The sequence below is a fragment of the Dactylosporangium cerinum genome, from assembly GCF_042653625.1.
In the GTDB taxonomy this organism is placed as follows: domain Bacteria; phylum Actinomycetota; class Actinomycetes; order Mycobacteriales; family Micromonosporaceae; genus Dactylosporangium; species Dactylosporangium cerinum.
The window spans coordinates 796440-814938 of record NZ_JBHSIU010000041.1; the positions used below are offsets into that span (position 1 = coordinate 796440).

General features: G+C 69.6%; 19 protein-coding genes and 3 pseudogenes. 6 read left to right on the forward strand and 16 right to left on the reverse strand.

All coding sequences use genetic code 11. From position 1 onward, the window contains the following. Nucleotides 1-240 precede the first annotated feature (240 nt). Nucleotides 241-873: a TetR/AcrR family transcriptional regulator gene (locus ACFPIJ_RS32850; protein WP_380120802.1), complete on the reverse strand. Its 633-nt coding sequence runs from the start codon at nt 871-873 to the stop codon at nt 241-243. Between the two features lie 602 nt (nt 874-1475). Between ACFPIJ_RS32850 and ACFPIJ_RS32855 the strand changes: the two genes are divergently transcribed. The 3 genes from ACFPIJ_RS32855 (at nt 1476) to ACFPIJ_RS32865 (ending at nt 3899) form a co-directional block, all read left to right on the forward strand. Continuing rightward, entirely contained in the window at nt 1476-2153 is a 678-nt protein-coding gene (locus ACFPIJ_RS32855) for a hypothetical protein (protein WP_380120805.1), read from the forward strand. A 431-nt stretch (nt 2154-2584) separates the two neighbouring features. Continuing rightward, nucleotides 2585-3115, forward strand: a complete 531-nt coding sequence (locus tag ACFPIJ_RS32860; RefSeq protein ID WP_380120807.1) for an RNA polymerase sigma factor — start codon at nt 2585-2587, stop codon at nt 3113-3115. Further along, a complete protein-coding gene (locus ACFPIJ_RS32865) occupies nt 3108-3899 on the forward strand; it encodes a hypothetical protein (protein WP_380120809.1) in 792 nt (263 codons plus the stop codon). Before ACFPIJ_RS32860 ends, ACFPIJ_RS32865 begins: the two co-directional genes overlap by 8 nt. A gap of 36 nt (nt 3900-3935) precedes the next feature. Here ACFPIJ_RS32865 and ACFPIJ_RS32870 read toward each other — a convergent pair. Next, nucleotides 3936-4019: pseudogene (locus ACFPIJ_RS32870) on the reverse strand (IS5/IS1182 family transposase); the annotation flags it as partial. Between the two features lie 148 nt (nt 4020-4167). Continuing rightward, nucleotides 4168-4491 carry an Imm51 family immunity protein gene (locus ACFPIJ_RS32875; protein ID WP_380120811.1) on the reverse strand — a complete coding sequence of 108 codons (324 nt, stop codon included), beginning with the start codon at nt 4489-4491 and terminating at the stop codon, nt 4168-4170. A gap of 288 nt (nt 4492-4779) precedes the next feature. Between ACFPIJ_RS32875 and ACFPIJ_RS32880 the strand changes: the two genes are divergently transcribed. Continuing rightward, nucleotides 4780-5547 carry a hypothetical protein gene (locus ACFPIJ_RS32880; protein WP_380120813.1) on the forward strand — a complete coding sequence of 256 codons (768 nt, stop codon included), beginning with the start codon at nt 4780-4782 and terminating at the stop codon, nt 5545-5547. Nucleotides 5548-5908: 361 nt separating this feature from the next. On the opposite strand, the gene ACFPIJ_RS32885 is transcribed toward ACFPIJ_RS32880, so the two are convergent. Further along, nucleotides 5909-6577, reverse strand: coding sequence for a DUF6584 family protein (locus ACFPIJ_RS32885; protein WP_380120816.1), 669 nt, complete (start codon nt 6575-6577; stop codon nt 5909-5911). Nucleotides 6578-6748: 171 nt separating this feature from the next. On the opposite strand from ACFPIJ_RS32885, the gene ACFPIJ_RS32890 reads away from it, so the two are divergent. Beyond that, a complete protein-coding gene (locus tag ACFPIJ_RS32890; protein WP_380120818.1) occupies nt 6749-7426 on the forward strand; it encodes a hypothetical protein in 678 nt (225 codons plus the stop codon). Nucleotides 7427-7514: 88 nt separating this feature from the next. On the opposite strand, the gene ACFPIJ_RS32895 is transcribed toward ACFPIJ_RS32890, so the two are convergent. The 6 genes and pseudogenes from ACFPIJ_RS32895 to ACFPIJ_RS32920 all read right to left on the reverse strand — a co-directional run bounded on the left by ACFPIJ_RS32895 (nt 7515) and on the right by ACFPIJ_RS32920 (nt 11125). Next, on the reverse strand, nt 7515-7898 hold the full coding sequence (locus ACFPIJ_RS32895; protein ID WP_380120820.1) for a VOC family protein: 384 nt from the start codon (nt 7896-7898) through the stop codon (nt 7515-7517). A gap of 112 nt (nt 7899-8010) precedes the next feature. Continuing rightward, entirely contained in the window at nt 8011-8955 is a 945-nt protein-coding gene (locus tag ACFPIJ_RS32900) for a M15 family metallopeptidase (RefSeq protein WP_380120823.1), read from the reverse strand. Nucleotides 8956-9452: 497 nt separating this feature from the next. Continuing rightward, nucleotides 9453-9887 (reverse strand): hypothetical protein, encoded by a 435-nt coding sequence (locus ACFPIJ_RS32905; protein ID WP_380120825.1) that lies wholly within the window; start codon nt 9885-9887, stop codon nt 9453-9455. Nucleotides 9888-9914: 27 nt separating this feature from the next. Beyond that, nucleotides 9915-10151, reverse strand: a pseudogene (locus ACFPIJ_RS32910) (ISAs1 family transposase); the annotation flags it as partial. A 481-nt stretch (nt 10152-10632) separates the two neighbouring features. After that, the gene (locus ACFPIJ_RS32915; protein WP_380120827.1) at nt 10633-10839 is read right to left on the reverse strand and encodes a hypothetical protein; all 207 of its coding nucleotides are present in this window, start codon (nt 10837-10839) and stop codon (nt 10633-10635) included. A gap of 37 nt (nt 10840-10876) precedes the next feature. After that, nucleotides 10877-11125: a hypothetical protein gene (locus ACFPIJ_RS32920; protein ID WP_380120829.1), complete on the reverse strand. Its 249-nt coding sequence runs from the start codon at nt 11123-11125 to the stop codon at nt 10877-10879. A gap of 125 nt (nt 11126-11250) precedes the next feature. On the opposite strand from ACFPIJ_RS32920, the gene ACFPIJ_RS32925 reads away from it, so the two are divergent. Next, nucleotides 11251-11427, forward strand: coding sequence for a hypothetical protein (locus tag ACFPIJ_RS32925; RefSeq protein ID WP_380120832.1), 177 nt, complete (start codon nt 11251-11253; stop codon nt 11425-11427). Nucleotides 11428-11549: 122 nt separating this feature from the next. Here ACFPIJ_RS32925 and ACFPIJ_RS32930 read toward each other — a convergent pair whose 3' ends face one another. The 6 genes and pseudogenes from ACFPIJ_RS32930 to ACFPIJ_RS32955 form a co-directional block, all read right to left on the reverse strand. Next, the gene (locus ACFPIJ_RS32930; protein WP_380120834.1) at nt 11550-12500 is read right to left on the reverse strand and encodes an FAD binding domain-containing protein; all 951 of its coding nucleotides are present in this window, start codon (nt 12498-12500) and stop codon (nt 11550-11552) included. Continuing rightward, complete coding sequence (locus ACFPIJ_RS32935) at nt 12497-13576, reverse strand: thioesterase domain-containing protein (protein WP_380120835.1); 1080 nt, start codon at nt 13574-13576, stop codon at nt 12497-12499. The genes ACFPIJ_RS32930 and ACFPIJ_RS32935 overlap by 4 nt, the downstream gene beginning before the upstream one ends. Further along, the gene (locus tag ACFPIJ_RS32940; RefSeq protein WP_380120837.1) at nt 13573-14061 is read right to left on the reverse strand and encodes a condensation domain-containing protein; all 489 of its coding nucleotides are present in this window, start codon (nt 14059-14061) and stop codon (nt 13573-13575) included. The genes ACFPIJ_RS32935 and ACFPIJ_RS32940 overlap by 4 nt, the downstream gene beginning before the upstream one ends. Then, entirely contained in the window at nt 13958-15598 is a 1641-nt protein-coding gene (locus ACFPIJ_RS32945) for a condensation domain-containing protein (protein ID WP_380120839.1), read from the reverse strand. The genes ACFPIJ_RS32940 and ACFPIJ_RS32945 overlap by 104 nt, the downstream gene beginning before the upstream one ends. Then, nucleotides 15598-16833 (reverse strand): MFS transporter, encoded by a 1236-nt coding sequence (locus ACFPIJ_RS32950; RefSeq protein ID WP_380120841.1) that lies wholly within the window; start codon nt 16831-16833, stop codon nt 15598-15600. The genes ACFPIJ_RS32945 and ACFPIJ_RS32950 overlap by 1 nt, the downstream gene beginning before the upstream one ends. Next, nucleotides 16823-18499: pseudogene (locus ACFPIJ_RS32955) on the reverse strand (fatty acyl-AMP ligase); the annotation flags it as partial. The pseudogene ACFPIJ_RS32955 and the gene ACFPIJ_RS32950, both read right to left, overlap by 11 nt.

The window sequence follows — 18499 nt, forward strand, 5'->3', positions numbered from 1 at the left end:
AGGTCCGGCCTGTGCCTGACCCGTCGTCACTGTCAACCACCCGATAAACCACCCCGCGCCATCGGTCCAGTCCGCGGCATTCGTCTCCAGGACGTCAAGCTCGTCACGTGCTCTCTGCGGCCGCCATGAGGTGCGCACATCTGCCGCAGGTCCCGCGCGGCGGTCAACTCGGAGGTCGGCACGCTTCGTGACGGCGGGTCGGTGCATCGAGCGCAGCAGCGGCGCTCGCTCGTGCCGATGTCAGTGCGTGGCTCGACTGCTTGTATTTGGGTGTGGTGCGGTCGCATTTTTGGTGTGTGTGGTGGCGAGGATGGCGTCAAGGCCACGTTCGAACAGTTCGTCGTCGTTCCAGCGGTTGGCATCGAGGTGGCCGGAGGCGTTGAGGGTAGGAAAGGCGGTCGGATCCGCTGTGATGTGGCGTCGAGCGTCGAGCCGCAGGCCGGGGTCGGACGTTCGGCGGAAGGTCGCCTCGGTCAGTGCCGAGCCGATAACGTGGTTGGCAAGTAGGTGGGTTGTTACCGCTAGATGCAGGTCGGTGAGTCCGCCGCGTGACAGCGCCGACTGCAGGAATTCGGTACGGGCCAGGACGTGCGGTCCCAGCACCGGCCGGCCGATCCAGGCCGGTGCCCACGGGTGTCGGAGCAGGACTGCACGCCACGCTTTCATCAGATGCCGGACGTCGTGCTGCCATTCGGTGGGCTCGGGGAGTGCCACCTCGCCGAAGATGTGGTCGAACGCGAGGTCGAGGACGTCTTCTTTGGTGTTGACGTGCCAGTACAGGGCTGTGGCAGTGACGTCGAGGCCTTCGGCCAGGCTGCGCATCGTCAGGCCCGAGGTTCCGCGCCGGTCAAGGATGTCCACGGCCGCGTCCACGATCCGAATCCGACTCAGCGGAGAGGAGCGTGTTGTGGGGAGGGGGCGACGCAACCAGATCGAGGTGGCCTCGGGCTTGGATATCGGCACAGTCGGAGCTTAATCGAGTGGCGTACCTAAGTTAACGTCGGTAGGTTACTTTAACAACGTTAACTTTACGAGGGGTAATTATGCCGCTGCTCCGCGTTCAGCTCGCGAGTGATCGCGCCACCGCCCGGAGGGTCATGGAGCTCCACCGCGTAGACAAGGTTCATCACGAATCTCGTGAGGCGGCTCGGGATGAGGCGTGGCGACGTGGGTGGACTCCGGCCGGTGAGCCGGTTTTCGTCGGCGTCATGAATGGCGAACCAGTTCGCCTCCTCTATGACGTCGAGGTCTATTCGGACACAACGCCCTGAGGGGTCGGCGCATCCGCTCATGCCGCTGTCATCGCATGTCCACCGATGCGGCAGTCACTGTCCGTCGCGGCTGGGCCAGCGGCAGCGTGCACGACTTTGCCGATGACAGTGCACGCGCTCAGGGCAATGGTGCATGGGCTCGAAAGATCATCCTGCGGATACAGCACCGTCACAGGCTCGTCGATGCTGTGTCATCATGCTGCGGTGGCCGAGAAGCAGGCTGACCTGCGCAACATGGTCGATGACATCGTCCGGGCCTGCCCGGCGGAAGATCATTGGTCTTTGGACGCCGAGAGGCGGGCGTTGCTGCAAGGCCTGACCGCTGACGATCCGCAGGCCATCACGATGGGCCTGGCGCATCTGTGCACCGCGTTCATCGATTATCTGAACGTGTTCCGGCCAGCGGCGCCGGCCGTGCTGTACGCGCTGGCGCTGCTGGATCTCAAGTTGGGCGGCGATATCTTGATCCGGAGCCCGTGCGGCAGGCTCCGGCCGTTGCGTGGCCACCTGCTGGCCTGGTTGTCGACCGTGGCCGACGCGGTCGGTGACGTGAGCGAGCGCGAGTTCGTCGAGCTCGCCGGATTCTCACCGCTGGAGTACCCGACGTCGGCATGGCACACGGTCCGGCAGCTTCGTCCCCGGATGTACGACGCCGCCGCCGCGTTTCTGGACGACCCGCACGCCGATGTTCGGCAGGAGGCGATCACCGCGGCGGTGGTGCTCGTACGAGTCCCGGAGCTGGCGGTACATCGTCAGCGGATCGCCGCCGCGGCGCGAGCATTTCTGGAAACCTGCACCGACCCCATGCACAGGCGATGGGCTCATGAAGCATTCCACGAGCTGAGCCCGATGTATGTTGCCGACGAACCGGCACCGATGTAGCCGAAACCCATTGCATGCACTGATCTGCCGCAACTGCTGCATGTCGGCACGCCCGTGCTGGTCACCATCGGTAAGGGAAGCGACGACGCCGAGGCTTGCTGTCCTGCCGATGTCAGTGCACTTGATCCTGCGAAGACTGAGAGGCTGGTTCGGAAGGTTATGTCCGTTCGAGGTGAGGGTGAAGAGGCCGGGTTTCGTCCCGGTCAGGATCTGCCGGAGGGACTCTCTGGCAAGAGTATTGGATCTTGGTCGACCGCTGTCTTACCGGGAGCCCCGATCCATGTCCGTCCCTGCCTCAGTCGCCGCCGTCGTAGGCCGTACGACCAGGGCCATCACGATGAAAAGGCTCAAGGTCGCGGCGTGCCGAAGTCGAGACGGACTCCCTGCGGCACCATGGTTTAGCGTTCGGCGCGCCAGCACCCGGAAGCTGGATGGAACCGGAACGGGGTCTCGCGGGGGTAACTGATGTGACACCACCACCGGACGCGCTACGAGATCTATACGGCGCCCGCTACGCCCGGCTGGTCGCCGTCGTCGGGGCGATCGCCGGGAACCGGGCCGACGCTGAGGAAGCGGTTCAGGAGGCGTTCGCCCGGCTGATCGGGAAGTGGTCGACTGTCGGCTCCTACGATGATCCGGAGGCCTGGCTGCGCCGGGTGGCGTTGGGCGTGCTGTCCAACCGCCGCCGCAAGGCGCGCAACGGATTGCGGGCTCTGTGGCGACACGGGCGCCAGGACGTCGACGACGGGCCCTCGGGCGACTCGGTCGACGTGCGGCGTGCGCTCGCGGCGCTCAGCCAGGCCCAGCGCGCGGTCGTCGTGCTGCATCACTACGTGGGGCTGAGCGTCGCGGAGATCGCCCATGAGCTGCGGATTCCGGTCGGCACGGTGAAGTCACGGTTGAGCCGCGGCCACGCGGCGCTCGCGCCGATGCTCCGGGAAGGGATCGACGATCATGCCTGAAGACGCTGTGCGTACCCTCGTTACCGAGTCGGTGGAGCGGCACCGGCCCGACCAGGTGCCCCCGTTCGAGACGATCACCGCGCGTTGGCGCCGGCGCCGCACCATCCGTCGCGGCGCGGCGGCGGCCGCCGCCGTGGCCGTGGCCGCGGTCGCAGTGCCGGTCGCGCTCAGCACCCGGTCGGTTGGACCCGGGCCGCAGGTCGCCGCGCCGAGCGTGTCGGCCAGTCGGCTCGCCGGGCGCGTTCCCCTCGACGTGACGGGCGTGAGTGCCTGCCACGGCGCCGACTGCCGTACGGTCAGCGATCCGGGGCAGGTCCAGCTCCTCGTCGACGACCTCAATTCCACCGTGCCGCTCAATGGCTACCAGGGTCCCTGCGAGCCGGATCCGGCGGGCGTCACCCTGACGTTCTCCGGGCCGAACGTGCCGTACCCGGTCGTCACCGTGTTCACCAGCTGCACCTGGTGGATGATCCGAGGCGAGTCGCAACGGTACGATGCCTCGGTACGGGCGCGCGACAGCGTGCTACAGGCCCAGAAATTCGGCATGGTGGTGCACGACTGCTACGTCACCAGCCCGTACCTCGAACCCGGGAACTTCGCCACGGACTATGTGGGGCTCACCCTCGCCGAAGCACAGTCGCAGGCCGGACGCCGCGGAGTCCTGGTCCGCGTCCTCGGCGAGGACGGCAACTGCGGCGGTTTGATAAACGCCGACGCCAAGGGCCGCAACCGGGTCAACCTGTACCTGGAGGGCGGCCGGGTGAAGTCCGCCTCATACTTCTGACGCACGCACCGTCGCGCCCGAGCGCCAAGTTGTCGGCAGGACTTTCCAGTCCTTGAGGGTGGCGTCGGCGCGTTCGCCGATGACTCGGATCCGGGCACGGGCGCGGTTCACGACCTCCTGCCGCCTCTTCACCCTCACTCCGAAACGGATATAACCTTCCGAACCAGCCTCTGACATCCCGGAAGTCTCGATGCGCCCCACCCTGGACGGTTTTGATCAGCCGTAGACCTCGTCCGGGCCGCAGTTCATGGCGACCTCGCAGTCGCCGTCAGTCGTCGAACTCGAACCCGACGGTCTCGGCGAGACGTACGAGTTCCCGGAGCCGTTGTTCGTCCCCCGCTACAGCCCGGAGCCTGATGGCCAGGTCTTCGAGCGCGGCACAATCGCCGCTGTATGCGTAGAACGCGCCGCCCTCGGGATCTGACTCGAAGCGACCGTCAAGCGTCGGCGCCTCGGTGGTGACCAGCAGTTCGACAATCCCTTCCCAGAAGTAGCCGTTCGCCTCATGACCAAGTTCATGGATCACATGGTCAACGTCGGTCGTTCCGGCTTCCAGGCACAGGGAGTACTCGCCGGGCGCGATCTCTGCCACCCTATCGAGTCCATCGCGAGATCTTCACAGCTTGGTCAAATCCGCACAAGGGCACGGGCACCACGTTGATCACGTTTCCGGACATACCGCTGAGCGCGTGCGGAGTCATGCGTTGATCGTTACGCCGCGTGACCGTCAACGGGCCGCAACGAGGAGCACTCATAGCCGAGATGAGTACACGTGATCATGGCAGTGGCCGGGTCGCCGGGATTCGGTTGGCCGGGGTCACGCTGCGCGGGAAGCGAAAAGCCTTCGACTGGAGCGGCTGGCGTTGCCTACGGTGAGCCGATGGATGAGGTCGAGCAGTCCAGCCGGATGCTCGGCGAGGCCGTGATGCTGCTGTATGAGAGCTTCGCCGGCTACCCGTTGCGGGAATGGACCGACCCGTGCCTGCACTGCCACACGGCCGATGAGGAACAGGCGCTGCATAGAGTGCCGCTGCGCGACCTGACCCCCAACGACCTCGAGCGGTACGTCGCGGACTCGCTGATGTTGTGGGGTGACCTCGGCGACCTGAAGCACTTTCTCCCTCGGATCCTGGAGATTGCCGCAACGGAAGGCTTCGAGTTTCCCGATGTCGAGATCGTCTACGGGCACCTTGCGTACGGCGCATTCGCCACGTGGCCGGCCGCCGAACAGGCAGCGGTGCGGGATCTGGCGATGGCGCACTGGCGGACCGCCCTCGCCGAAGGCGTGCACCTGGCTCACTTCGAGCCCGTCCTGACCGGGATCATGCTGATCGAGGACGATCTCAGCTCTTATCTCAGGCACTGGGAGCGCTCCGGCGACGCGGTCACGCTCGCCAACCTGGCCGAATATGCCCGAGAGATCGCCCGCATACGTAGAGGGGAACGCGTGTGGAACGCGTTCCTCGAGGTCGGCAGACCCGGGGGTGCCTACGGCACCGTCAGGCCCGGCCCCGGCCAGGTAACCGATTGGCTGGCCCGGCCGGACCTCCTCGCAAGGCTCGCCGCACGTCGAGGCACACTGCCCGATCCGCCGGCCGAGGCCGCACTCGAGGAGGCACTCAAGGCGGTCGGCGAGCTGAGCCCCTGAACCGGGCCAGCGGGCGGTTGCTGTCCCGTGGCCCATGTGGGCCGGTCAGGGCGATGAGCCACAGAAGTTGATCAGAAGTTGACCTCCGCTCATCCAGCGACAGCGCTCCGTCGACTGGCAGGATAGACCGGCACCTCGACGATCTTGGTTACCTCATCTGCCGCGATCCGCTCGCTACGCAACGTCACTGCGAGCTGGCCCAGTCGGCGTCCGGACAAGGAGCCGATGAGCGAACGGGGCGACGCATCCGCGGCGCCGGCGATCCATCGGCTGCTCGCCAACCTCAGCGACCGCCCGGAGGGAGATAGGCAGTTGCACACCCTCACGACGCCTCGGTTCGGATCGCCTGCGGGCAGTGGGCCTACAGTGCCCACCGGATCACGGTGATCAGTCCGAGGACGGCCAGCGTCACGACGATCAGTCCTACCACCGCTGCCAGCAGGCAGAGAAGCTCGTCGCGCCATGAACCGGGGAACTGAGGCCGGGGCCGGCCGGCCTCAGTCCAAGCCACCGGCGCCGGGCCGTCCTGGCTGGCCCGTTCGATCAACCGCGCCAAACGAGCGCTCGCCACCGGCGCGAGCTTGTCTGTCGGGTCTGTATTGACCCTCAACACGAGCAGGCGCATCCAGGCACCAGGATTGGCCTTCTCGAATGCGGCAATCTCCGTTTCGGTGGCATCCTCCGTGAGGAAGCCCCAGCGTCCGGCTTCAACCAAGTTGCCTACCTGCCGGTAAAGAGCCGCACGCTCAGCACGCAGATCCAGGTCGTCGGGGTAGGCGGCCGTGAGGCTCGCCAAGCGCTGCATCGCTGGGTGGTAGTGGCCGCGCCGCAGATCCGCGAGCAGTGCGTCGGCTGGGGGGCTGTGCTCGTCGTGCGGCGACACCGGCTCCAGGGGCGGCAGCGTGGTCTGTCTCAGTGGTGCGGAGTTCACCGCCCACACGGCGCTGGTGAGCAGGATGAGTGTGATCGCGACGGCGCGGCGCCGGCGGGGCGGCATCGTCCGCGCGACGTCGCACAGTCGTTGCCACATGGCATCAGGCGCTCCGGCATCATCTCAATGTGCATGTCGGGCCGAGCACGAAAGGCGCGCGCAAGACCGGTAGATGAGTCGAACACGCCGAGTTACTGGCGCGGGGCGCGGGGAAGAGAACAGTGGATGGTGTCGGCCACGGTGGTGTCGGCCAGGAGGTGTTCCGTGCTGATGAAGGATGTCCGGGCGCCGGACGCGGTTCCGATGCTGTCGCGAGGCAAGCATCGCCATCCGGGCAAGGGTGCCTGCTTCATGGAGCTGGCGTCGTTTCTGGCCGGTGGGCGGTGGAGCGACCATCCGGTCTGCACCCACCCGTTGCTCGCCGGGGTGGCCCGTCTCGTCAACGACAACACCTCCGATGCCGGCCGTCAGCAGCTGGCCGGCCTGGTCCCGTCGGTGATCGGGTTGGTCAGTGCCGACCTGCGCGTCGACGCGCGGATCGCGCTCCGGCTGGCGACGGCGGCGCTGCCGGTCGTGGCCGCGGAGCGGCAGTGCGCCATGGCGGTCTCCGTGCTGGCCTGTGATCACATGCTCGCCGTTCTCGACGGGCGGTCGCCGGACACGCTGGAGAAGCGCTCTCAGGAGGCGCTGGCGCAGGCCCCCAGGGCCACCCGGTGGGCCGGGAAGTTCACCCGTGGCGTGCCTGCGGCATCGGCGGCGGCCTTCCGCCGGCGGGTCGCGCCGCACGCCGTCCGCTCGGCGGTGGAAGGGGTCGCCGCGACCTGCACGCCGCATCGGGACCGCCTGCTGCGCGCGCTGCTCGTGGACGCGATCGAGGAGTGCGCCGCCTGGGTCGGGCGGGAGGAGGGGCGTCGCGACGCGCGGTCGTCCGGAGCCGGCCGCAGCTGAGCCGATCAGCTGCGCCGGCAGGTGGCGGCAGCGGCAGCGGTGGCTCGCGTTGCGGTGCTGCGGCCGTCCGGAGCGCCGGCGCCGACGGTCATCGCGGGTCGCGCCGCAGCGGGTGGTCGGCAGGGACCTCGACGAGCACGATCGGCACGCGGTCCGGGTCCTCGATCCACACCTCGACCAGCCCCCACGACTCCCGCCGGGGCTCCCGGAGGACCGTCACCCCCGCGGCCCGCAGGCGCTCGTACTCGGCCCGGACGTCACGGACCTGCAGCCACAACTGCAGCGGTCCGCCGGGCTCATCGTGCGAACCGGACAATTCGAGGAGCCCCTGGCCGAGGAAGAAGACCACGCCCGGGTGCTCGGCCGGTCCGAATTCACGGTAGATCGCCAGGCCGAGGATGTCGCGGTAGAAGCTCCGGCTGCGCCCGAAATCGGCCGGGCGCAGCAGAATGCGGCTGCTCAGTACCTCCACGGCTCGATCATCCCCGCCCTCCGGCCACTCCGCAGCGGATCCACGTGGTGCACGCGGCGACCGGTCGGTCGGCGAACGGGCAGGGATGCTCCTCGCCGGTGCGAGGGTGTCGCTACGCCACCGGGAAGTCATAATATGTGCTTGGATACGGCTCGTTGTCGAGCGTGTAGTGCCACCATTCCTTCGGGTAGTTGGTGAACCCGCCTTGTGCCATCAGGCCGGTGAGCAGCGCCCGGTTGTTCCTCGCCAAGCCGCTCAGGCCCGCGGTGATCGTGTGTGCGAGTGGGTCGAAGCAGTCGAAGCCCGTTCCCATGTCGATGCCATTGTCGGGAAACCGCTGCGCCGCCGGCGCGGTGCAGGGCAGGAGCGGTTCGCCCGTCCGGTAGGAGGGTTCCGCGCGCGACGGGGTGGCGACCAGTGTCAGGTCCATCGTGCTGCCCCGGCTGTGCGCGGTGGGCCCGCCGATGTACCCGTCGTCGAACAGCACGGACTTGTCGACCTCGGGGTAGAACTCCGCCTTCATCCGCTGGTCGGCTGTCGTCGCCCAGTGCACGAAGTCGTCGACGCCCTGCTGGGGCCGGTAGCAGTCGTACACCTTGAGGCTGTACCCCTTGCTGAGCGCGGTTGTCTGCACCCGGTGCAGCGCCTCGGCGGCCTGGCGGGTGAGCAGGCAGCGTGGCCGCTGGTAGCCGGTGATCGGCCGGCCGACGAAGTTGTGGGCGGTGGCGTAACGGATGTCGGTCAGGATGCTGGGATCGATGTCGGGCAGCGAGACGAATCCCGGCGGGAGCTGAGCCGCGGCGGCCGTGGACGGGCTCGGCGGTGCCGGCGGGGACGTGTCGCCCGCGGCGGGCGGGGACGACTCGCGGGCCGGCGCCGGGATCGTCGGGGCGGGCGGCGGTTGCGTCGGCCGGGCAGGTCCGCCGCACGCGGCGATCAGTGTGCAGGCCACAGCGGCGGCCAGGACGCAGACGCAGTGCCCGGCACGACGGCGTGCGCCGGCCCCGGTCGCCGCCGCCCGACCGGACGCTGTGGGCCCGCCTGTCGTGAGGTACATGCGCAGATTATTGCGCTTTGTACGGTGGTCGATGCCCGCGAGCCGCGCGGTCGGCGCCCCTCCCACCTGCCGCAGGGCGGTGCTGCCACCTGGTCGCTCCGGGCCGCAGCGGCTCGGGCGCTCGCCTGCGGTTCGTCCGGAGACCACGTTCAAGGCCCTGCGCGGAGTCAGCTGTGCTCGGGGATGCAGCCTGTGCGACACGTCCGCTACCTGGTCCGGATGACCACCTTTCCGAACGGGCTGCCCGACTCGTAGTAGCGGTACGCGGCGGCGGCCTCCGCGAAGGGGAGACGCGGTCGATGACGGGCCTGAGGCGATGGGCCGCGATGGTGCGGTTCATTTCGGCGAACTGGGCACGGCTACCGACGGCCAGCGCACGGACGGTGGCGCCGGCGCCGAACAGGAGACCGGGGTCGATCGCCGAGCGACCGCCGGAGGCGGACCCTACCAGGGCCCCGGCAAAGTCGGCTCGATGACGCCCGAAGTGTCGATCACTGTCATTCATCGCTGCCGTTCCGCTCAACGCGCGTGCGCGGCTCGTGCGCGAGTTGCGTCGCGTACACGTCTGTTTGATCGATGTCGGCGACCGCCTGGCGAGCCGCTGTCTCGTCGCCCCGATCACGGAGCAGGCGCACAAGCATGTAGAACGCGGTCTTGTCGCCGCGTTCGGCGCGATGTCGGAGGTCGCTGCCGCGCCCCTGCTCGTACAGCAGGCGGTCCAGCCGTCGGCGTGCACACCGATCGCTCTCGCCCCGGCGGGCGAGTTCATCGAGCCGCCCCGCCTTCGCGAGCAGGTCCATGTGCCGCAGGTGTGCGTTGTGAAGGTAGGGGTCCGGGCTGTAACACTCGGCAGTGGAGCCGACAACCGCGATGGCTTCATCCCAGTCACCACGCTCCTGTGCGGCCCGCGCCACCGAATCCCAGTCGTCCATGGCGCCGAGTATGACCCTGGCACGTTGTTAGGTGATGCCGAGCAGGGCCAGCGAGCGGTTGGGATTGCGGGCGTAGTGGCGGTTGGCGGCGGCGATGTTGGTGGTGCCGTCGAGGCGTAGGGCGCCGATGGCGGCGTTGCGGATGGCGGCCATGACTTGGGGTCCGGTACCGGTGCGGATCTGGGAGCGGTCTTCGTCGTAGGTGACGTCGCGGACCCAGTGGACCTTGTTCTCGATCGACCAGTGGCCGCGGATCCAGTCGGCCAGGTGCCATGGTTTGGCTTGGTGGGTTTGGAGATCGGTGATCGCGTAGACGGTTTCGGTGGTGAAGCGTTTCGGTTCGTCGAGCCGGCGCCGGCGGAGCCCGAGACGACCGACGCGAGCCTCATCGCCACCGCGCAGGAGATCTGGACCGCTGTGCTGCGGCAGCGCTACGACACCGGCCAGCCGGAGATCCTGGCGATGGTGGCGATCCGGGCGCACCAGTTCGAGATCGGCGCCGCGGCCGCCGACCACAGCACCATCAGATGAACCCACAGCTATGCATGGATCAACCAGCACCGACCATCCGAACGCACCGTATCCCCAGACGGTCAGCGAGGCACTGCCACTGATCAAACCGGCGTCCGGTAGCCGCGGATCGCGCACGCGGCCCTCCAATAGCCGCCACTTTTCGCAGGATGACGGGTGGGTCTGCGGTCGGTGCGCCGGTGCCGAGATGAGCCGTTCCTGCTGCCCGACGGACCTACGCAAGATCCAGCAGCTCCATGCGGCCGGTACGGACCATCCAGTCGATCCAGTAGCCGAGCCGCCCACATGCGACGCAGCGACTCGTGACCGACAACGCGCGGATGCCCGCGTTGTCGGCGTAGAGGAAATACCCCACGGCGACATTGAAGTGCTCTTCGTCGCCATCACCGTCGCACTCGCAGACCATGAAGGCCAGCTTCATCTGGTCCCAGTACGCGCCGCTGTCCGCGATGAAGTGCTCAGTCGCGGCAGATACGCTGCACCGCGCGCTCCTCGATGTCGCCATGGACCCCGAAAACCTGACCGCCGCACACGGCGCACCGGCAGAGGCGCACTTCGTGGACGTCGTAGCCCTCCGCGCCCTGGGCCATCGCATACGCCGCGAGATCATCGATGCCTTCGCCCACCGGCCATCCGTCAACCGCAGTGATCACCTGGCCAGTCTGATGCGCCCGGGCTCGAGCCACTGTGCCGACCACCACGAACATTTGATCAGCTGCACTGTCATGTAGCCGCTGATGGAGCTCCGCTCGGGGCTCGGTGCTCGACGGCTGGTCGGGGTGGGTCGTTGTGGAACGACCGAATGAGGCGTAGGCCTCGGTAGTTTGGGTTGATGGATCGCGATCATCTCGTTCACCTCCTGCACCGGGACGGCGAGGCGTTCGCGGCGTGTCGGCGCGAAGTGGCGGCCGGTGTCGTCATCCGGGTCTGGGACGGCGGCACGCCGGCCTCCACACTTGCCGCCATCGGCTCCGTTGCGTTGAGTGTTGCCCTGGTCGGGCACGCTTGAGTCGTGAAGGTCTCCAACCGCTGGCGTCCAGCCCTGCCGGCACGGTCGGCGTTCTCCGGGTTCCGGTTCCCGCCGGACGTCATCATGGTCGCGGTCCGGCTGTACCTGCGGTACAACCTCTCCTACCGCGACGAGCCCGTCCCGAGGTTGCCGCCCAGCGTCGCGGTGTTGCGGATCAGCCGGGAGGCGAAGTGCGGAAGCATCTGCGCGAGCAACGGCACCCGGCCGTCCAGGCGGCGCTCGATCTCGGTGAACGTGGTGGCCGCACCGATCTCGATCCGGTCGGCGGTGGCGGTGATGCCGCGGAGCTCGGGCAGCCGGTCGATGGCCATGACCCGCTCGGCGCGACGACCGCGGAGGTTGACGTCGACACCCCAGTCGGTGCCGCCTGCGACCACGACGGTGTCCCGGTCGTCGTGCAGGAGCCGGACGGCGTCGGTGAGCGTGGCCGGCCGGACGAAGGCGCGGCCCTCGTGCTCCAAGGCCGAGACCACGGGCGCGGGCGCCGGCGACGCGAGCCGGGCGACGAGCGAGTCGTCGGGCGCCGGTGCGCCGAGTGCGAACGCGGCGTCGCGGATCGACCGGTAACCGGTGCAGCGGCACAGATTGCCGGACAACGCATGCAGATCGAAGCCGTTGGCGCCGCGCTCCGGCCCCGGCTGCCCGTCCGCGCGGTCCGGACGGTAGTACTCGGCGGCCATGCTGCAGACGAAACCGGGCGTGCAGTAGCCGCACTGGGAGCCACCGTGCTCCACCATCTCCACTTGAACCGGGTGCAGGGCGGCCGGCGTCCCGAGGCCCTCCGCGGTGACGACCTCCTGACGGTCCAGCCCGGCTACCGGGACCAGGCAGGCGTTGACCGCGACCCATTCGGTCGGCGTGGCCACGCCCGGGCGGGCCACCAGGATCGCACAGGCGCCACACTCGCCCTCGGCGCAGACCTCCTTACCGCCCGTGAGCCCGCGACCGCGGGGGAACTCGAGCGCCGTGGTGTGGGTCGCCACGCTCGCGAGCGACTCGGGATGTCCGTTGACGATGACGGCCCGTGGTACGGGGCGGCCGGCGGCAGTCATCCGTATGCCTGCTGCCGGCCCGCAACGGCGGCGATGACCGAGGCGAGTGCGTACACGTCGGGCGTGCGGAACAGCGAGAAGTGATCGCCGGGCAGCACCGTCGGCCGGTCGAGGCCGGGGCAGGCCGACCGCCATACGTCGAAGGCGGCGGCACGCATGGCAGCATCGGTCTGCTCCGCCTGGATCAGCGTCACCGGTCCGTCGAAGCGACCCGGCCGGAACTCCCGCGCGGCGCGCACGTGCGCGCGGACCAGGTCGACGCTGCGCCGCAGCTGCTCCCAGTCGGCGTCGACCAGGTCGACACCGGCATCGGCGGCGATCGCCCGGGCCGCGCGCAGCACCTCGTCCAGCGGCCGGCCGCGCAGCCGCGCCGGGTCGATCGGCCGACCTGTCAGTCGCCCGATCTGTTCGGCCAGGCCCTCGGCGATGCCGAAGTCGTCGTCCTGCGGCAGCACGTCGGCGGAGTAGGTGTCGACGAGGATCAGGTGCGCGACCGAACGTCCGCGCTCGGCGAGCAGACGGGCGGTCTCGTGCGCGACCAGGCCACCCATCGACCAACCGAGCAGCACGAGCGGACCGTCGACGCCGGGCCGCTCGGTTTCCGCGGCGTAGAGCGCGGCCAGCTCGGCCACTCCTTGCGCGGCGTCCGGGGTGGGCAGCGGCGGTGCGGCGAAGCCCCACATCGTGCACGAAGGGTCGAGGGCGAGGCTCAGGTCGTGGAAGCCGACCAGGTCACCGCCGGCCGGCGGCACGCAGGCCACCGGGACGGCACCGCCGCCGCGCAGGACGACAAGGGCACGCGACGGCGCGCGCATGCCCTCGACGGCGAGCCCGGCCAGCCGGGCCGGGGTTGCCTGGCCGTCGAACAGCGCCGCGAGCTCGAGCCGGGTGTCCAGCCGTGCGTTCACCCGGGCGATGAGCTGCTGGGCCAGGAGCGAATGCCCGCCGAGTTCGAAGAAGTCCTCGTCGGCATCAATCGGGGCGACGCCGAGGAGTTCCTGGAACACGTGAACGACCGTCTGCACGGCCGGCTCGGCCGCGCCCTGCGCGGGATTTGTCACGGCGGGGTTCGTCACGGCAGGTCCTTTCGGAGTGCGGGCAGGAGGGTGGAGATCCGGTCGTCGGGGCGGCGGGCCATGGCGTCGAGGACCGCGAGGTAGTCGGCCGCGAGCGCCCGCGCCGTGCCGTCGTCGAAGAGCTCGGCGTCGTATTCGAGCGCTCCCACCAGGCCGCCGTCGTGGTCTTCGCGCAGGAGCAGATCCAGCTCGCTGCGGGCCACACCGTTGAACAGGTCGATCGGCTCGACGTGCACGCCGGGCAACGCCACGCGATCCAGAGGGGTCTCGTTGAGCGACACCTTGAGCTGGAACAGCGCCCGCCGGCCCTTGCGCCCGGCGCTCACGGCGCGGACCACCTGCTCGAACGGCAGTTGCTGATGCGCGAGGGCGGCGACGCAGTCACGGCGGGTCCGGCGGATCAGCTCGCGCAGGTCCGGGTCGCCGCTCGAACAGGCGATGGACCGGCTGGTCCGGTGCGATGGAGGGGCGGACGGGGGCCGCATGGTGGACCGCCTCCCGCCGCAGTGCCGCGTCAAGTAGCGGGAGCCGGTCCAGGCGGGTGTCCGGCACGGCGACGGCGGTGCTCAGCAGCGTCGTCAGCGAGGAGGCGAGCCGGGCGACGGTGCTCGGCAGGAACAGGTCGGCGGCGTAGATGAGCCGGCACTGCAGGCCGTCGGCCGTCTCCAGCACCGTGAGGTCGAGGTCGAAGCGGGCGCCGTCGTGGTTGAGGTCCAGCGGGGTGATGTCGACGCCCTCGGCCGCGGTGATCGTCTCCGGGACGTTGTGATAGGCCAGGTTCACCTGGTAGATCGGGTTCTGCCCGAGCCGGCGGCCGGGGTGCAGTTCCCGGGCGAGCACGTCGAGCGGCAGGTCCTGGTTGGCGTATGCCTCCAGGCACGTGTCGCGGATCTGGTCGACGAACTCGGCGAAGGTGAGCCACGGGTCCGGTCTGCCCCGCAGCGCGACCGAATTGACGAAGAACCCAAGCAGATCGTGGAACTCGCGGAAGCGGCGGTTGGCGACGGCGGTACCCACGACGATGTCCCGCTGACCGCTGTAGCCCGCGAGTACGACCTGGAACGCCGCGAGCAGGACCATGAACGGGGTGGCACCGTGCCGCCGGGCCAGGCCCGCGAGATCACCGAAGATGCGTGGTCCGATGGTGAACTCGTGCACCGCGCCGCGCCGGCTCACGTCCGCGGTGCGTGGATGATCCGTGGGCAGGGCAAGGATCTCCGGCGCACCGATGAGCTTGCCGACCCAGTAGGCGAGCTGCTGGTCCGCCTCCTCGGTCTCCAGCCAGTCCTGCTGCCAGCGGGCGTAGTCGCCGTACTGCAGGGTCACCGGCGGCAGCGGATCCGGGGTGCCGTTGAGGTGGCTGCCGTACAACGCCGCGAACTCCCGGGCGAAGACGCTGAACGACCAGCCGTCGATCACGGCGTGGTGGAACGTCAGCAGCAGCAACGACTCCTCGGCGGGCAGCCGGACGAGGTGGAAGCGCAGTAGCGGCCCGCCGGCGACGTCGAACGGGTCCCCCTGCTCGGTGCGGACCAGGCGGTCGGCCTCCCGCCGGGCCGGTTCGCGCGTCAGGCCGCTCAGGTCCACCAGCGGCAGCGTCCGCCGCTCGGGCGGCGCGATGCGCTGCACCGGTATGCCTTCCACGATCGGCAGCCGGGTACGCAGTACGTCGTGCCGCCGCCCGATGTCGTTGAGTGCCGCCTCGGCGGTCCCGCGGTCGAACCGCCCGGTGACCCGGACCGGCGCGGGGCTGTTGTAGGCGGCGCTGCGGGCGTCCTGCTGGTGAAGGATCACCATTCGACGCTGGGTGAACGACGCTGGGGCCGCCCGCTCGCCGCCCTCACCGGGCGGCGCGTCGTCGAGCAGGCCCGCCGTCGGCACACCGCGCGACCACAGCCGGTGCCACAGTGCTGCACGCTGCGCCGGCGGCATGGTGCGCACCCGCTGGCGCAGCTGCGCCAGGGCGGGCGGGCCGTGCTGTTCGCCGGCGTCGCGCGGCGGGCGGTCAGAACCGTTGACCATCACGACTCTCCTTCAAGCGCAGTGACCGGTGTCGCGCGCGCCAGGCCCTGCAGCCACGGCAGCGCGCCGAACCCCGCGACGACGAGCAGCCCGCCGAACACGAGCATCGGTGCGTGCAACCCGGCGCCGTGGGCGATGAACCCGGCGACGGCCGCGCCGGCCGGCATCGCGGTCAGCCCGACGGTGCGGTAGCTGCTGGTGACCCGTCCGAGCAGCTCGGACGGGACGATCCGCTGACGCAGCGAGACGACGACGACGTTCCACGCCCCGCCGGACAGCCCGGCGAAGGCCAGGGCAGCCAGAGCGACCGGCAGGCTCGACGTGAGCCCGCCGGCGAGCAGTGCGACGCCTTGGCCGGCGGCACCGCCGGTGATGAGCACCCGGTCCCCGAGCCGGCCACGCAGCCAGGGCGCGACCGCGGATCCGATGACGCCGCCGACGGCAAGGACCGCCAGCAGCACGCCGTAGCCGTACTCACCGATGTGCAACACGTCCAGGGCGTACACGACAAGCACCGCCTCGACCGCGGCCACGGAGCCATTGATGGCTGCCGCCAGCAGGCAGATCGTGCGCAACGCGGGGTGCCGCACCAGCCACCGCAGCCCGGAGCGGATCTCACCGGCCAGGCTGGTCACCGGCGTGCCCTCGTGGCGGGCGGTGAACCTGCCGCGCAGCGTCCACACGAGGGCCGCGCCGAGGACGAACGTCACCGCGTCGACCCACAGCGGCAGCGCGGGGGCGATACGGAACAGCAGCGCGCCGAGCAGCGCGCCGGCGAACGTCGACGCGGCCGTCTGCGCGGCGAAGAGCCAGGCGTTGGCGCGGTCGAGCGCGGCGGGGCCGACCACCATCGGCACCATCGCAGTGGCGGCGTTGTCGAACATGGTTTCGGCCACGCCGAGGGTCAGTGACACCCCGGCCAGCCACCAGATGTCGGGGACCTGCGCCAGCACCGCGGCGGCGAACGCACCGACGAGCACCGCCCGGACCAGATCGACCCGCCACATCAGGACCCGGCGGTCGAGCCGGTCCGCCAGTGCCCCGCCGACCAGCCCGAACAGCGGCCACGGCAGATAGCCGGCGGCGAATACCAGGGCGATGCCGCGCGGGTCGTCGGTCAGTCCGGCGGCCAGGAGCGGGAACGCGACATAGCGGATCCCGTCCCCGAGCGTCGACAACGTCGAGGCGGTCCACAACGTCCAGAACCGGCCACCGAGCCCAGTATCACCAGGCATTGAGCTCCCCGGACAGCAGCAGGTCGCCGCACCGGCGGCGCTGCACCTTGCCACTCGTGGTGCGCGGCAGTCCGCCCGGCCGCAGCAGCACCACGTCGGCCAGCCCGATCTGGTGCTCGACGGCGACCAGTTCCCGGATCGCCCGCACGACGTCGGCGACGGAAGTGGCGGTGGTGACCCGTCCGGGTCCGGGCGTCGCCGGCGCGTCGCCGCGGTCGAGCCGGACGCCGCGGGCGATCTCCGCAACGACCGCGACCGCCGTACCGCCCATGGACCGGTGGGCGACGGCGGCGCTGAGGCCGCCGGCCATGGCAGGGTGCGCACGCTCGACGGTCTGCTCGATGTCGGACGGGTACACGTTGCGCCCGTCGATGATGATCACGTCGTCGATACGTCCGACGACGTACAGCTGATGCTCGTGCATGAAGCCGAGATCGCCGGTGCGCAGGTACCGTTCCCGCTGAATCTCTCCGGGAAGCTCGGTGCCCGCGGCGATCCCGGCATCGAATTTCGCCACGCTGTCCTGCGGCCGGCCCCAGTAGGCCCGCGCGACGCTGCCACCCCGGATCCAGATCTCTCCCACGCCATCCTCGGGGCACTCCTTGCCCGACTCGGTGTCCACGATCCGGACACTGACGTTCTCCGGCACCCGACCGCACGCGGTGAGCCGGCGTCCTGTGTCCGCCGAGGTGGGCACGACCGTCCGGCCCTGCTCCAGCAACCGTACATCGACGGTTGTCGTGACGGCGTCGTCCGGTGTGCGGTGACCGCTGACGTAGCAGGTCGCCTCGGCGAGTCCGTATGACGGCATGAACGCCGAACGGGCGAAGCCGTACTCAGCGAATCTTGCCGCGAACCGGTCCAGCGTGGCCGGATCGACCACCTCGGCGCCGTTGATCGCGTAGCGCCAGCGGCTCAGGTCGAGCCCAGCCAGCCGCTCCGAGGGAATGCGCGTGGCGCACAGGTCGAACGCGAAGTTGGGCGCGCTGCTGGTGAACGCGTCGTACCGCTGGATACTGCGCAGCCACAGTTCCGGACGCATCAGAAAGGTGGAGGGCTGCATCAGCACGGAGACGCCGCGCAGGATGACTATGGCAGCGATATTGGCCAACGCCATGTCATGGAAGAGCGGGATCCAGTTGACCGCGGTGCCCGGGTTCGGAGCGTTGTCCAGCCGGCCAGGCAGGGTGGCGGTGGCCAGGGCGAGGCCGTTCTCCACCAGGTTTCCGTGGCTGATCATGACGCCCTTCGGCGCGCCGGTGGAGCCCGAGGTGTACTGCAGGAACGCCGTCGTCGACGGCGCAATCGGCGGCCCGGTCCAGGCCGCCGCAAGCTGCGGGTCGATGCCGGCGACGTCGATCGCGATCGCGGAGCCGAACCGCTCGCCGGCGTACTGCGTGGTGGACAGCACCAGCGCCGGCTGGGAGTCCTCCACAATCGGCTGCATCCGCTCAAGCAGCCGCCTGCCGCCGAACGGAGAGTCCGGGTACGGCACCGGCACCGCGATCACCCCGGCGTACAGGCACGCGAAGAACGCCAGCACGAACGGCGCGCCGTTGGGCAGCATCACCAGCACGCGGTCCCCGGGAGCGCTGCGACCGGCGATCTCGGCGGCCATCGCCCGGACCAGCCGATCGGCCTCGCGATAGGTCACCGCGCGAGCCTC

Bases quoted from the DNA above. Each gene is read 5' to 3' on its own strand.
- ACFPIJ_RS32860 (WP_380120807.1), top strand. From the start codon at position 2,585: ATGGAACCGGAACGGGGTCTCGCGGGGGTAACTGATGTGACACCACCA.
- ACFPIJ_RS32865 (WP_380120809.1), top strand. From the start codon at position 3,108: ATGCCTGAAGACGCTGTGCGTACCCTCGTTACCGAGTCGGTGGAGCGG.
- ACFPIJ_RS32880 (WP_380120813.1), top strand. From the start codon at position 4,780: ATGGATGAGGTCGAGCAGTCCAGCCGGATGCTCGGCGAGGCCGTGATG.
- ACFPIJ_RS32885 (WP_380120816.1), bottom strand. From the start codon at position 6,577: ATGTGGCAACGACTGTGCGACGTCGCGCGGACGATGCCGCCCCGCCGG.
- ACFPIJ_RS32890 (WP_380120818.1), top strand. From the start codon at position 6,749: ATGAAGGATGTCCGGGCGCCGGACGCGGTTCCGATGCTGTCGCGAGGC.
- ACFPIJ_RS32900 (WP_380120823.1), bottom strand. From the start codon at position 8,955: ATGTACCTCACGACAGGCGGGCCCACAGCGTCCGGTCGGGCGGCGGCG.
- ACFPIJ_RS32905 (WP_380120825.1), bottom strand. From the start codon at position 9,887: ATGGACGACTGGGATTCGGTGGCGCGGGCCGCACAGGAGCGTGGTGAC.
- ACFPIJ_RS32915 (WP_380120827.1), bottom strand. From the start codon at position 10,839: ATGAAGCTGGCCTTCATGGTCTGCGAGTGCGACGGTGATGGCGACGAA.
- ACFPIJ_RS32920 (WP_380120829.1), bottom strand. From the start codon at position 11,125: ATGTTCGTGGTGGTCGGCACAGTGGCTCGAGCCCGGGCGCATCAGACT.
- ACFPIJ_RS32925 (WP_380120832.1), top strand. From the start codon at position 11,251: ATGGATCGCGATCATCTCGTTCACCTCCTGCACCGGGACGGCGAGGCG.
- ACFPIJ_RS32930 (WP_380120834.1), bottom strand. From the start codon at position 12,500: ATGACTGCCGCCGGCCGCCCCGTACCACGGGCCGTCATCGTCAACGGA.
- ACFPIJ_RS32940 (WP_380120837.1), bottom strand. From the start codon at position 14,061: ATGCGGCCCCCGTCCGCCCCTCCATCGCACCGGACCAGCCGGTCCATC.
- ACFPIJ_RS32945 (WP_380120839.1), bottom strand. From the start codon at position 15,598: ATGGTCAACGGTTCTGACCGCCCGCCGCGCGACGCCGGCGAACAGCAC.
- ACFPIJ_RS32950 (WP_380120841.1), bottom strand. From the start codon at position 16,833: ATGCCTGGTGATACTGGGCTCGGTGGCCGGTTCTGGACGTTGTGGACC.